This window comes from Corynebacterium hylobatis (assembly GCF_003955685.1).
In the GTDB taxonomy this organism is placed as follows: Bacteria; Actinomycetota; Actinomycetes; order Mycobacteriales; family Mycobacteriaceae; genus Corynebacterium; species Corynebacterium hylobatis.
The window spans coordinates 34,454-47,642 of the sequence record NZ_RXHJ01000004.1; the positions used below are offsets into that span (position 1 = coordinate 34,454).

At 66.5% G+C, this 13,189-nt stretch carries 10 protein-coding genes; 4 read left to right on the forward strand and 6 right to left on the reverse strand.

Features of this window, described 5'->3' with window-relative positions; translation table 11 throughout:
- Positions 1–31: 31 nt before the first annotated feature.
- Genes EAH68_RS03435 through mhpA form a run of 3 tightly spaced genes read right to left on the reverse strand, consistent with a single transcriptional unit; the run spans position 32 to position 3,727 of the window.
- A complete protein-coding gene (locus EAH68_RS03435) occupies positions 32–940 on the reverse strand; it encodes a dioxygenase family protein (protein ID WP_126119933.1) in 909 nt (302 codons plus the stop codon).
- Positions 941–967: 27 nt separating this feature from the next.
- Positions 968–2,059: a maleylacetate reductase gene (locus EAH68_RS03440; protein WP_126119934.1), complete on the reverse strand. Its 1,092-nt coding sequence runs from the start codon at positions 2,057–2,059 to the stop codon at positions 968–970.
- A 42-nt stretch (positions 2,060–2,101) separates the two neighbouring features.
- Entirely contained in the window at positions 2,102–3,727 is a 1,626-nt protein-coding gene (gene mhpA, locus EAH68_RS03445) for a bifunctional 3-(3-hydroxy-phenyl)propionate/3-hydroxycinnamic acid hydroxylase MhpA (protein WP_126119935.1), read from the reverse strand.
- A gap of 153 nt (positions 3,728–3,880) precedes the next feature.
- Between mhpA and EAH68_RS03450 the strand changes: the two genes are divergently transcribed.
- Complete coding sequence (locus tag EAH68_RS03450) at positions 3,881–4,507, forward strand: TetR/AcrR family transcriptional regulator (protein ID WP_241228270.1); 627 nt, start codon at positions 3,881–3,883, stop codon at positions 4,505–4,507.
- 4 nt (positions 4,508–4,511) lie between these two features.
- On the opposite strand, the gene EAH68_RS03455 is transcribed toward EAH68_RS03450, so the two are convergent.
- Positions 4,512–6,836: an ATP-binding protein gene (locus EAH68_RS03455; RefSeq protein WP_241228271.1), complete on the reverse strand. Its 2,325-nt coding sequence runs from the start codon at positions 6,834–6,836 to the stop codon at positions 4,512–4,514.
- Positions 6,837–7,105: 269 nt separating this feature from the next.
- On the opposite strand from EAH68_RS03455, the gene EAH68_RS03460 reads away from it, so the two are divergent.
- The 3 genes from EAH68_RS03460 to EAH68_RS03470 all read left to right on the forward strand — a co-directional run bounded on the left by EAH68_RS03460 (position 7,106) and on the right by EAH68_RS03470 (position 11,354).
- A complete protein-coding gene (locus EAH68_RS03460; protein ID WP_126119937.1) occupies positions 7,106–8,788 on the forward strand; it encodes a flavin-containing monooxygenase in 1,683 nt (560 codons plus the stop codon).
- A gap of 58 nt (positions 8,789–8,846) precedes the next feature.
- Positions 8,847–9,785 (forward strand): alpha/beta hydrolase, encoded by a 939-nt coding sequence (locus EAH68_RS03465; protein ID WP_126119938.1) that lies wholly within the window; start codon positions 8,847–8,849, stop codon positions 9,783–9,785.
- Positions 9,786–9,962: 177 nt separating this feature from the next.
- Positions 9,963–11,354, forward strand: coding sequence for an NAD-dependent succinate-semialdehyde dehydrogenase (locus tag EAH68_RS03470; RefSeq protein WP_126119939.1), 1,392 nt, complete (start codon positions 9,963–9,965; stop codon positions 11,352–11,354).
- Between the two features lie 195 nt (positions 11,355–11,549).
- On the opposite strand, the gene EAH68_RS03475 is transcribed toward EAH68_RS03470, so the two are convergent.
- Together EAH68_RS03475 and EAH68_RS03480 are read right to left on the reverse strand one after the other, a co-directional pair.
- The gene (locus EAH68_RS03475; RefSeq protein WP_126119940.1) at positions 11,550–12,485 is read right to left on the reverse strand and encodes a sulfite exporter TauE/SafE family protein; all 936 of its coding nucleotides are present in this window, start codon (positions 12,483–12,485) and stop codon (positions 11,550–11,552) included.
- Complete coding sequence (locus tag EAH68_RS03480) at positions 12,482–13,189, reverse strand: sirohydrochlorin chelatase (RefSeq protein ID WP_126119941.1); 708 nt, start codon at positions 13,187–13,189, stop codon at positions 12,482–12,484. Before EAH68_RS03480 ends, EAH68_RS03475 begins: the two co-directional genes overlap by 4 nt.

The following is a 13,189-nucleotide window of genomic DNA, read 5'->3' on the forward strand; positions in this document are numbered from 1 at the left end:
GGGCGGCGGAATGGGGTGAATACGGGGTGAATCAGGCCTGGGCGGGTGCGAGGACGATGTCGAAACGGGTCTTCGCCCAGTCCTGCTCACCCAGCTCCCGCCCGTCAGGCGTCGGGGTGCCGGCCGGCTGCTGCGCAAAGGTCTTGATCAACGAGTCCTTGACCCCGAAGACGGAGTCACCGATCTCCAGCTGGGGGTCACCCTCGACGAAGATATGGGTGACCAGGGTGCGCTTCTCAGGTGCGGTGACCATGAAATGCAGGTGCGCGGCACGCACCGGGGAACGGCCCACCGCCTCCAGCATCTTGCCCACCGGCCCGTCATGCGGGATCGGATACGGCACCGGGGTCAGCCCCCAGAACCGGTAGGTGCCGTTCTCATCGGTGAACAGGTGCGCGCGTGCCGACATCCGTCCGTCGTCGTACTGGACGTCGTAGAGGCCGTCCTCGTCGCACTCCCACACCTCGATCCGCGCACCCGCGATGGGTTGGCCGTCGGTGTCGGTGACGGTGCCCTCGATCCAGGCGGGCTGACCTTCGGCACCGAAGGAGATGTCCCCACCGAGAGCCACCTCGGGGGCGTCATCCAGGAAGAAGGGGCCGAAGACGGTGGCCTCGGTGGCATCCTCATAGGCCTGGTTGTTCACCGCGATGGTCTGCATCGACGCGCCGAGGGTATCGGAGAGCAGGACGAACTCCTGGCGTTTGTCATCGGTGATGTGTCCGACGGCGGTGAGGAAGTCGATGGCCTTATTCCATTCTTCTTCCGTGAGGCGCACATCCCGGATGAAGTCATGCAGATGGGTGGTCAACGACTGCATGATCTGCTTCAGGCGCGGATTCTCGCAGTTGTCGAAGGAGGCGACAACCCGCTCGACGAGTTCCTCCTCCACCTCCTGCTGGGCCGCGCTGATACCGGTCTGGGTGGTTGCCTGCGTCATTATTCTTCAGCTTCCTTTTCTGGTGTCTTACTGTGCGTACTGCACATCGCCGGTGAGCACGGCCGGGTCATCGCCGTTGAGTGCGGCCGTGAGCAGTGCGGTGAGGTTGTCGGCGGTGATCTCCCGCGGGTTGTTCGCCGGGAGTTTCTCCAGGACGATGCACACGGTCTCCGGGATACCCTCGGCAGTGAAGCCGTAGTCAGACAGCTTCTGCGGTGCGTCGACCTGTTCGCGCAGTTTCTGCAGCCCCTCGAGTGCCGTGCCGGTGCCGAAGGCCGCGGCGGCACGCGCCTCGGCCTGCGGTGCGTGAGGGGCGTTGAAGGCCAGTACATAGGGCAGGACCGTGGCGTGGGTCTGGGCGTGCGGGAGGTTGAAGGTCCCGCCCAGCACATGGCAGATCTTGTGGTGCAGCCCGGATCCCGCGGAGGCGAACGCCACCGCGGACAGGTAGGCGCCGTAGAGGGCCTCATCCCGCCCGGCGATCGACTGCGGATCAGCGACGATCTTCGGCAGCCCGGCCGACAGGGCGCGGATGCCTTCGGCAGCCAGGGCGGCGTTGATCGGGTCGGCCTTCGGTCCCCACAGCGAGTCGATGCAGTGGGCCATGCCGTTGAGCCCGGAGGCCACGGACATGTCCACCGGCAGGGACAGGGTCAGTGCGGAGTCGTAGATCACGGTGGCAGGCAGGACCTTGTGGTCGACACCGGTGGTCTTACGTGCGGCCTCGGTGAGACCCCACACGTTGGTGGCCTCGGAGCCGGCGTAGGTGGTCGGTACCGCGATGATCGGGATGCCCGTGGTCAGGGCCACCGCCTTGGCCAGGCCGGTGGTGGAACCCCCGCCGACGCAGACGAGCAGGTCCACACCATTGTCGGTGGCTTTCCGGCGGGCGGTCTCGGCGACCTCGACGGGGACGTGCATCACCACGTCCGAGTGCCAGACCGCGACGTCGATACGCGCTGCGACCTGCTCGGCGATCTCGACTTCCCGTTCCCCGGCGATGACCATGACCTTGCCCGCACCGAGGCGCTCAACCTCGGCGGACAGGTGGTCGGCTGCCTGACCGTGACCGAACAGCACCCGCTGACCGAGGGTGACGTGCTCAAAACTCAATGACATGTTGTCTGACCTTTCCGTGGCTTATGGGCTCTGGGGAGATTATTACTGGACGAGTGTCGGCTGCGGGCTCAGGTGCAGCAGCTGACCGAGCCTGTCCAGCTGCGTCTGCAGCTCAGAGGCATCGGCGGCGGTGGCGTAGACGTAGAAGTCCGGGCGGGTGATCACGTAAGCGGCACCGGCTCCGTCCAGCCAGCGGCTGTAGACACCCTCACTATCCACGACATCGACCTGGTCCGCGTGGTGGCCGACGCTGACGGTGGTGGCCCCGATCGTCTCGAGGGTGGCCAGCTGTCCGGCGTCGAGCACGGCTGCCGGATCGGTGTTGAGGCCGATGACGGTCCAGCCGCGGCCGACGACATCATCGAACCGGCCCTTGCGTCCCTGGTATTCAACGAGGCCCTGCTTGGCCAGCTCACCGCCATGGGCGGCGTCCTGGATCCAGATGCCCGGCCCCAGGTGGGCGACGTCGGTGTTGACGGGGGTGCCGTCGGAGTTAGCGAGTTCGGCGATCATGCGCTCATCGCGCTTCGCGGCCTCCTCCTCATCGGTGATGCAGATGACGTCGCCGAGCCCCATGGAGAAGTCGATGTAGTGGCGGACGTGCTCGCGGCGCTCCTCGCCGTAGGAGTCCAGCAGGTCATCATCGGCCTTGCCGTCGAGGACGAGGTCCAGGCGCCAGGCCAGGGCCAGGGAGTCCCGGACGCCGGCGCACATGCCCTCACCAGCGAAAGGAGGCATGAGGTGGGCGGCGTCGCCGGCGATGAACGCCCGGCCTGAGCGCCACTGCTCAGCCCAGCGGGACTCGAAACGGTAGATCGCGGAACGCTCCAGGATCGCCTTGTCGGGAGTGACGCCCCAGGGTTCCAGCAGCTTCCAGGCGTTCTCCTCGCTGGCCAGCTCCTTGAGGTCCTCGCCCGGCAGTGCCATGAACTCCCAGCGGCGGCGCCCCGGGCCGCCGGGGACGATGGTGGTCGGGCGCTTCGGGTCGCACAGCTGCCAGTGGTCCGGACCGTACTCCAGTTCCTGGGTCGGCTTGAGATCCAGGATCAGCCAGTCGAAGAAGAAGCCGAGATCATTCATCTCCATGCCGAGGGAGTTGCGGATGAAGCTGTTCGCGCCGTCGGAGCCGACGGCGTACTTCGCACGGATCTGCGCCTGCTCGGCGTCCGGGTTCTCCACCTCCGGGTTGTCGGTGATCTCGCCGTACAGGGTGACGGACTCATCATCCTGCTGGAGGTCGGTGACCTTCCAGCCGCAGCGGATCTCGACGTTGTCCATTGTCTCGGCGATGCCGCGCAGACGCTTCTCCAGGTCCGGCTGGTAGAACCAGTACCGCGTGCGCCAGCCGGAGTCGGTGATGGAGGTCCAGTCGACCTCCATGAGGGACTCGCCCTCGGCGTTGCGCCAGGAGTAGAAGTCCGTGTGGTGCTCGATGGCGGCGTCGTTCTCGGAGTCGATGTCGATGTAGCCGAGGATGCGGGCGATCTCGTGGTCGAAGGTCACGGCGCGGGGACGCTCGTAGAAGGTGGGCCATTTCTCCACGATGATGGCGCGGTGGCCCTTCTTGCCGAGCAGGACGGCGAGCAGGGTGCCGACCGGACCGCCGCCGACGATCACGACGTCCGTGTCAAAGTTCTGGTTGTCTGCTGTGTTGCCGTTGAGTGACATGGGCGCGTCTCCCTTTTTGATGTGATCTGGAACATGTTGTCTGGCACACATTGTGAATCATCATTCATTCATGGACAAGGATTCACCTTTGCGGCCACCCCCGACCACCCCCGGGGCATGGGTGTGACCTGGGCGATCATTTACGGTGAACGCATGACGAAAACCGACGACCGGCGAAGCAGGCGCCGCGAACAGACCCGGGCGCGGCTTATCGACGCCGCACGCACGTTGATGGCCGAGCGCGGGTTCAACGAGGTCGGCATCGCCGAGATCACCGAGGCCGCTGACCTGGGCACGGGCACGTTCTACAACTACTTCTCCTCCCGCGAGCAGATGCAGGCCGCCGTCGCCGAGGATTCGGTGGAGAAGGTCGGTGACATCCTCGACCGTGAGGTCTCCAGCCTGGAGGACCCGGCCGAGGCCTTCGCCGGGTCACTGCGCCACCTGGTCCGCCATGCGCTCAGCGACCGGGTGTGGGGAGGATTTCTGGTCCAGATGGGCGCGGCCCACCCGGCCCTGGTACGCATCCTCGGCCCCCGCGCGCGACGGGATCTGCTGCGGGGACTGGAATCCGGCCGGTTCACCATCGACGACCTGGACCTGGCCACCACCTGCACCTTCGGCTCGCTCATCGCCTCGATTCAGCTGGCGATGGATTCGGAGCCCCGCGAAGACCGCGACCAGATCTTCGCCCGCGCGATGCTGCGGATGGTCGGCGTTCCCGCCGGGGAGGCCGCCGAGGTCGCGGCACGCCCCCTCCCCGAGATCGACCTCACCTGAGCGTTCAGCCCGCCTGGCGCAGGCTCTCCACCCAGGTGGCAACCTGGGTGCGGGAGTTGAATCCGAGCTTGTTGAGGATCCGTTCAACATGCCCCTCAATGGTGCGCGGGGAGAGCACCAGCTTGCCGGCTATCTGACGGTTGGTCAGCCCCTGGGAAACCAGTTCCACCACCTCCCTCTCGCGGCCGCTCAGCGGGTTGTCCCCCACCGCGCCCGCGGGCTCGGCCTGCGGTGCCCTCCTGCCCAGGGCCACCGCGATCGCCTCGGTCTTGCTGTCACGCGCCCCCTGCTCCACCCCCTCCGGTGAACGCTCCCCGAGAGCTGCCCGGATCTCGGCGGCAGAGGCCTCTGAAACCGCGGCGATGTGCGGGCCGAAGGCCTGGATGCTCGTCCCCAGCTCCTGCCAGACGGCGCTGGCGGCGTCGGCAAGCTCCCTTCCCCTCTCGAAGTCACCGGCCGAGACCGCGATCCACGACAGCAGCTCGACGCTCATCGCCGTGCAGATACCGTCCTGGAAATTCTGCTGGATCCCCAGGGCACGGGTGGCCGCCTCCGTCGCCGCGGGATAATCACCCAGCCGCCAGTGGCAGACCCCGGAGATCCACCACAGGTACGACTGATTCCGCTGCTCCCCGTGACGCTCCGCGATCGCCATCGCCGCGCTACTGATCCGCAGCCCCTCCTCAGGCTCACCCCCGAAGATCTGCGCCATCACCAGCTGGAACATCGCCGTGAGCTGCGGGACGGTCCGGCCATGGCCCTCATGCTCAGCGATGACCTTCCGGAACTGCTCCGTGGCTGCCACCAGATCCCCGGTGAACACACGGTGCTGGGCCTGCCAGTGCTGCGCGAAGACCTCCATCTCCGGATCCGGCAACGAACGCGCGATGGACAGCGACACCTCAAGATGATCGGCCGCATCCTGGTGGTCGCCCTGGATCAGGGCCACCCACCCGGCCACCCAGGAGGCGGATCCCCGCGCATGCGCAGACAGCTCCGGGTGGCGGAGGATCCGCTCCAGCCAGCCCCGGCCGTCACTGAGGAACCCACCCGCTATCCAGTGGTAACGCAGGGCAACGGCGATCCGGGCAGCCACATCCTGCTCACCCGGGGTATCCAGCGACCACCTGAGTCCGGCCAGCAGGTTCGGTCTCTCCGCGCGCGTGGCCGCGAGGGACTCCGCCTGGTCCGGACCATTCCAGGCCGCAAGCCTTGCCTCGACACGCGCCAGATAATGATCCCGGTGCCGGCGGTGCAGTTCATCCCGCTCCGCAGCATCGGTGAGCAACTGGCTCCCGTATTCGCGGACCGTCATCAGCTGGCGGTAGCGGATCCCCTCCCCCGTCCGCTCCGTCTGCAGGAGGGACTTGGACACCAGTTGATCCATCAGATCGAAGACCTCGAACATGTCCAGTTCCCCGAAGCCGCAGACCGCCTCCGCAGCGTCAAGATCCAGGGCATCCGGGAATACCGACAACCGGCGCCACAACAGTTGTTCAGCCTCGGAACACAGCTCATAACTCCAGTCGATCAGGGCCTGCAGGGTCTGCTGGCGTGGCAGGGTGGTCCGGTCGCCGCGGCTGAGCAACTGAAAACGCTGGTCCAGCCGGTCCAGCAACTGGCCCGGGGTCAGCGACCGCAGTCGCGTGGCCGCCAACTCGATCGCCAGCGGAATTCCATCCAGGCGGATACACAACTGCGCCACGGACTCCCTGTTCTCCGGAGTCACCGAAAAATCCGGTACTAGCTGGCGCGCCCGGTCCACCAGCAGTATCACCGCCTCAGAACCCTCAATGCCCACGCCCCCGCTGTCCGACGACGGCGTCGACAGAGGCGCCACGACGCGGACCGATTCGGCGACGATGTGCAGCGGCTCCCGGCTCGTGGCCAGGATCCGCACCCCCGGTGCCGCCGCCAGCAGACGGTCCACCAGCTCGGCGGCCTCCTGGAGCACATGCTCACAATTGTCCAGGACCAGCAGGACCTCCCTGTCCCGGAGATAATCCACCACGCGTTCCAGGGCCACCCGGTTTGACTGGTCGGGCACCCGCAGGGCCGTCGCCACCGCCGGGGCGACCCGGTCACCGGTACGCAGACTGTCGAGTTCGACCAACCAGACCCCGTCGCGGAAGCTCCTCCTGGAGCGCTCGGCGATCTCCAGCGCCAGGCGGGTCTTGCCCACTCCCCCGGGTCCCGTGAGAGTGACCAGTCGGGTATCCGCCAGGACCGCCCTGATCTCGGCGAGCTCCCGGCGTCTGCCGATGAAACTCGTCGTCGAGATTTTCCCGAGGGTGGAACCCCTGCTGGGAGCACCAGAATTTCCGGACACAGTTCGCCTTCCTTCCTGTCGGCGGCGCTACGGGGACAGCCCCGGAGATCCACCCAACGTTAGCGCCCACCCGTATCCCGGACGAGGACCATCACCGGCAGTCCCCGTGCGCGCATCCGCAGCTACCCGGGTACCTCCGCATACATCCAGGCCATAGGGACCAGGGAGGGATCGGGTGGCGTTTAGGGTGATTCCACCCATGACTTCAATCACACCGGACCATATCGTATTGCTCCAGACACACCCCTTCAGCCCGTCAGGAGCAGCACATGTCCCACTCTCAGACCCACGATGTGATCGTCATCGGCGCCGGATTCGCCGGCCTCTACTCCGTGCACAAGCTGCGCGACCAGATGGGCCTGGACGTCACGGCCTTCGAGGCGGCCTCCGGCGTCGGCGGCACCTGGTTCTGGAACCGCTACCCCGGCGCCCGCTGCGACATCGAGAGCATCCACTACTCCTACTCCTTCTCCGAGGAGCTGCAGCAGGAATGGAACTGGCCCGAGCGCTACGCCGGCCAGCCCGAGATCCTGGACTACCTCAACCACGTCGCCGACCGCTTCGACCTGCGCCGCAACATCCAGTTCAACACCCGGGTGACCTCCATGGTGTGGGACGAGGAGAACTCCTTCTGGCGCGTGGGCACCGACGACGGAAAGACCACCACCGCCCGCTACGTCATCTCCGGCGCCGGCAACCTCTCCGTCCCCAAGGAGCCGGACTTCCCCGGCGTGAAGGATTTCCAGGGCGACGTCTACGTCACCGGCAACTGGCCGCAGGAGCCGGTCGATTTCACCGGCAAGCGCGTCGGTGTCATCGGCAACTGGCCGCAGGAGCCGGTCGATTTCACCGGCAAGCGCGTCGGTGTCATCGGCACCGGCTCCTCCGGTATCCAGGCGATCACCGAGATCGCCAAACAGGCCGGCCACCTAACCGTCTTCCAGCGCACCCCGAACTTCGCCACCCCGATCGGCAACGGTCCGATCGATCCGGAGCTCTACGCCGACCAGAAGGCCCGCTACGCGGAACTCCGGAAGGAGGCCCGCAACCACGTCCAGGGCGTCCCCCTCGAGGCCCCGCTGCCTTCCGCCATCGAGGTCAGCGCAGAAAAGCGCAAGGAGGTCTACGACAAGCGCTACGCCCAGGGTGGCTTCCGCATGTTCCTGTCGACGTTCGCGGACATTTACCACAGCAAGGCATCCAACGACACCGCCGCCGATTACATCCGCGGGAAGATCCAGGAGCGCGTGGTGGACCCGGCAGTCGCCGAGCTGCTCAGTCCCACCGACCACCCCTACGCCGCCAAGCGCCCCGCCTTCGAGAACGGCTACTTCGAAGCCTTCAACCAGGACAACGTGGAGCTGGTGGACGTCAAGTCCAACCCCATCGAGCGGGTCACCGCCACCGGACTGAACACCACCACCGACGAGTACGAATTCGACGTCCTGGTCCTGGCCACCGGCTTCGACGCCATGACCGGTCCCCTGATGGCGATGGGCATCGTGGGCAGAAACGGCGAGCGTCTGCAGGACAAGTGGGCCGATGGACCGGAAACCTACCTGGGCATCACCGTCAACGGCTTCCCCAACCTCTTCCTCATCACCGGCCCGCAGAGCCCCTCGGTGCTCTACAACATGCCGCTGGCCATCGAGGACCACGTGGACTTCGCCACCGCGGCCATCGCCCACCTGAACGAGCACGATCTGGCCATCATCGAGGCCGACGCCGAGGCAGAGAAGGCCTGGGTGGATCACGCCAACGAGAAGGCCGCGGAATCCCTGCTGCCCGAGGCGAACTCCTGGTTCATGGGCTCCAACATCCCGGGCAAGCCACGCCGCTGCCTGGTCTACGTGGGCGGCGCACCGACCTACCGCGCAATCTGCGATGAGGTGGTGGCCGAAGGCTACCGCGGCTTTGAACTCTCCCCGGCCGTGGAACTGGCCCAGCTCTGACCCCTCCACCCCGTCCGGAACGCCGGCTCAGCCGGCACCAGCTGAAAGGAAACAACCCATGACAGTGGACAGTGCCGTCCAGACCCTCATCAACGGACTTGCGGAGCAGGGCCAGAAACCCTTCGGGGAGATCTCCGTGGCGGAAGGCCGGGCAGTGGTGGCCTCCTTCACCGGCCTGCAGAAGCCCGCCCGGGAGGTGGCGCGGGTGGTCGACAAGATTATCGACGGTCCCGGCGGTGAGCAGCACCTGCGGATCTTCATCCCGGAGAACCAGGGGGCAACCCCGCTCCCCGTGGTCGTCTACTACTACGGCGGCGGGTTTGTGGCGGGCAGCCTCGACGTCGCCGAGGAGTCCAACCGGGCCCTGGCCAATGACACGGGCGCAATCGTGGTCGCCGCCAGCTACCTGCTGGCTCCCGAGCATAAATTCCCCGCAGCCACCGACGACACCTTTGCCGCACTGCGTTGGACTGCGGAACACATCAGCGAATACGGCGGTGACCCGGCACGCATCGCCGTGATGGGCGACAGCGCGGGTGGCAACCTGGCCGCGGTGGCCGCACAGCGGGCCCGCGATGAGGGCGGCCCGGAGCTGGCCGCACAGGCGCTGATCTACCCGGCCATTGACGCCAACGCCGATACCGAGTCCAAGCGCGAATTCGCCGAAGGCTACGTGATCAGCACCGCTGACATGGATTATTTCTGGGGGCAGTACCTCAACTCCCCCGAGGAGGTGGAGGACCCGCGCGCCACCCCCTCCCGGGGCAATCTGGCAGGCCTGCCGCCGGCCCTGGTGCTCAGCGTCGAGTACGAGGTCCTGCGGGATGAGGCGGAGAACTACGCCGACCAGCTGTCAGCTGCGGGAGTGTCCGTGGAGAAGGTACGTCTGCCCGGCCTGATCCACGGCGTCTACAACATGTCCGGGGCGATCCCCCGCTGGACCGAGATCCACGAGACCACCGTCGACTTCCTCCGGGATAAACTGCAGGTCAATTAAGTCTTGCCCTCTGAAAACCGCTGATGGGAACATCAGCGGTTTTTTCGTGTCTCCCGTCCATCCGGGCACTTTACCGGGCCGAGTGGAAACACAGACCCACATTGGTGACCCGTCAACATATGTTATGATAGTACTTGTCTTTCAAATTGGAGACTTTATTAGGAAAGGGCAATTACTATGGCTTATCAGACCCTCAACCCCTACACCGGAGAAGTTCTCAAGACTTTCGAGGACGCCACCGAGGAACAGATCGAGGCGGCCATCGCCGGTGCCCAGGAGGCATTCCTCAACTGGCGTAACGAGCCGGTGACGGAGCGCGCCGCACTCCTGAAGCGCGCCGCGGACGAACTGCGCGCCAACTCCCGCAGTTATGCCGAGATCCTCACCCTGGAGATGGGCAAGCTCATCGGCGAGGCCGAGGCCGAGGTCGAACTCTCCGCGAAGATCCTCGAGTACTACGCCAAGTTCGGCCCCACCCACCTGACGCCGCGTTACCTGCCGGCGGAGGGCTTCGGCGACACCGATGTAGCCCTGGTCAATGAGCCGTTGGGTGTCCTCTACGCCATCGAACCGTGGAACTTCCCCTTCTACCAGGTCATCCGCATCTCGGCGCCGCAGCTGATGGCCGGCAACACCATCGTGCTCAAGCACGCCGCGAACGTCCCCCAGTCGGCCCTGGCCATGGAGAAGCTCTACAGGGACGCCGGCGCACCAGAGGGCCTGCTGACCAACATCTTCGCCAACCACGACGCCACCGACCGGATCCTCGCCGACCCGCGCATTAAGGGTGTCGCGCTGACCGGTTCCGAGCGCGCCGGTTCCGTCGTCGCCGCCACCGCGGCGAAGAACCTGAAGAAGTCCACCCTGGAGCTCGGCGGTGCTGATGCCTTCATCGTCCTCGAGGACGCGGACATCGAGAAGGCCGCCCGCTGGGCAGCATTCGGCCGCCACTGGAATGCCGGCCAGGTCTGTGTGTCCTCCAAGCGCCTGATCGTGGTGGATTCTGTCGCCGATGAGTTCATGGAGGCCTACCGCGGACATGTGGAGAAGCTCGTCGCCGGTGACCCCATGGACCCGGAGACCACCCTGGCACCCCTGTCCTCCCAGCAGGCCGCCGATGACCTGGCCGCCCAGGTGGAGATGGCCCGGGGGGAGGGCGTCACCGTCGAGACGATCGGCGCTGAGGTCCCCGAGCAGGGCGCCTTCTTCCGGCCGACGCTGCTCACCGACATCCCGGCCGGTTCGAAGACCGCGCACACCGAGTTCTTCGGTCCCGTCACACAGCTCTACCGCGCGAAGGACGAGGACGAGGCTGTGGACATCGCCAATGACAGCCCCTTCGGTCTCGGTGGTTCGGTCTTCTCCGAGGACATCGACCGTGCCAAGAAGGTTGCCCGCCGCATCGACACCGGCATGGTCTACATCAACCAGCCCACCGGCGTGAAGGCGGACATCCCCTTCGGTGGCGTGAAGAACTCCGGCTACGGCCACGAGCTCATCGATCTGGGTATCAAGGAGTTCATCAACCAGAAGGTCGTCGTGGTCAGCGACATCGACGGTTCCTTCTAGCCCTGGACAAGCGGCGTCAACGAGCATCAGGGACGAAACATCTCGCCACGCCTGAACCGGTGAACAGCGACGTTGCGCGTCGGCATCACCCGGACCGGTCAGATGTTGCGCGCCCTCCCCGTCCAGACAAAAACCGTCGGCCCCGGAACCATCAGGTTCCGGGGCCGACGGCCTCACTTCATTTGTCCAACCGGATCAGGACACGCGTGCCTTCTCCGTCTGCGGGGCGGACTGTTCGTCGGTGGTCTCCACGGGCGGCAGGGCCGCCAGGTTCGCACGGTAGCGGCGGAAACCCAGCCAGGTCAGTCCGATGCCGACAATGACGATCACCAGCTGGAGGAGACCGAAGTTGAAGTCCTCCAGGCCGGCAGCCTCGAGCACCTTCGGCAGGTTGAGGGTGACGATGAGGGTGCCCACCAGGCCGCCGAGGACGGTGGCGTTGACCCGGGAGATCATCCAGGCACCGATCGGTGCGGCGATCGCACCACCGATCAGCAGCGCCAGCACGGCGGCGAGGTTGGCCACGAGGTCGTCCCACAGGCCGACGACGAAGCCGAGGGTCGCGGCGACCGAGACCAGGAACTCGGCGGTGTTGACGGTGCCGACCACCTTGCGGGGCTGGGTGCGTCCCAGGGAGAGCAGGGTGGAGGTGGTCACCGGTCCCCAGCCGCCGCCACCGGAGGCGTCGACGAAGCCACCGACCAGGCCCAGCCCGCCGAGGAAACCACTGGAGTGGGGGCGACCGCTGTAGGTACGCTGCACCCGGCCGCGGCTGAAGCGCCACACCAGGTTCATGCCGATCAGCGCCAGGATCAGAGCGGTGACCGGTGCCGCGGCCTCCATCGAGAGGTTCGACAGGAAGGTCGCGCCGGCGAAGGCACCGACGGCACCCGGCACACCGAGACGCAGGACCACACCCCAGTCGACGTTGCCGAATTTCCAGTGGCTGATGCCGGAGACCAGGGTGGTGCCCACCTCGGCGGTGTGGACCACCGCGGAGGCCTGGGCGGGACCGAGACCCGCGAGCAGGATGAGGATGGTGGTGGAGGTGACCCCGAAGCCCATGCCCAGGCCGCCGTCGACAAGCTGGGCGGCGAGCCCCGCGAATGCGATGAGTATGAGCGTCCTCATGAGGCGGTCCTTTGCGTGAGCCGGCCGGCCACCAGGGCGGCAAGATCGGTGGTCAGGGGCGCGGAATGGGTGATGCGGGCACCGGTGGCGTCCTGGATGCGGGAGATCAGGTTGGTGATGCGGTCCAGCAGCAGCCCGTGGGTGACGAACAACGGCAGAATGTGCACGGCCTCGTGGTGGGTGGCCACCTCCACGAGGCCGGCGCCGGGGTGGCCCCCGCCGGTGGCGGGCACGATGCTGACGCCGCGGCCGGAGAGTCGCTCCAGCAGGTCGGCCAGGTCTGCGAGTCCGGCCACTCCTTCCGGGTCGGAGGTGCCCACGGGGTAGAGCACGACGTGGGCATCGTCGGGGGCGTCGGCGAGCAGCCGGATGTTGAGCACTGACGCAACCTCTTCCCCGGTGCCCAGGCCCTCCGCCAGACGCAGGTCCATGCCGGTTTCCTTCCGTGCCTGCTCCAGGACCGCCGGGGCGTCGTGCTTGGCGTGGAAGGCGTGGGTGAACAGCAGCGGCACCACGATGGCGGTGTCATGGCCGCGAGCGGCGGCCTGGCGGGCGGCGTCGACAAGCGAGGGCTCATCGAACTCGAGGTGGGCGCTGAGGGCGTCCACCCCGGCGATCTCGCCGGCCAGGGCGGTGAGCCGGCGGACGCCGGGCTCGGCCTGGGGGTGGCGGGACCCGTGGGAGAGGGTGATCAGTGCGGTCAT

Coding starts and splice junctions, on each gene's coding strand:
- EAH68_RS03470 (WP_126119939.1), top strand. CDS start 9,963: ATGGCTTATCAGACCCTCAACCCCTACACCGGAGAAGTTCTCAAGACT.
- EAH68_RS03440 (WP_126119934.1), bottom strand. CDS start 2,059: ATGTCATTGAGTTTTGAGCACGTCACCCTCGGTCAGCGGGTGCTGTTC.
- EAH68_RS03480 (WP_126119941.1), bottom strand. CDS start 13,189: ATGACCGCACTGATCACCCTCTCCCACGGGTCCCGCCACCCCCAGGCC.
- EAH68_RS03435 (WP_126119933.1), bottom strand. CDS start 940: ATGACGCAGGCAACCACCCAGACCGGTATCAGCGCGGCCCAGCAGGAG.
- EAH68_RS03465 (WP_126119938.1), top strand. CDS start 8,847: ATGACAGTGGACAGTGCCGTCCAGACCCTCATCAACGGACTTGCGGAG.
- EAH68_RS03450 (WP_241228270.1), top strand. CDS start 3,881: ATGACGAAAACCGACGACCGGCGAAGCAGGCGCCGCGAACAGACCCGG.
- EAH68_RS03475 (WP_126119940.1), bottom strand. CDS start 12,485: ATGAGGACGCTCATACTCATCGCATTCGCGGGGCTCGCCGCCCAGCTT.
- mhpA (WP_126119935.1), bottom strand. CDS start 3,727: ATGTCACTCAACGGCAACACAGCAGACAACCAGAACTTTGACACGGAC.
- EAH68_RS03460 (WP_126119937.1), top strand. CDS start 7,106: ATGTCCCACTCTCAGACCCACGATGTGATCGTCATCGGCGCCGGATTC.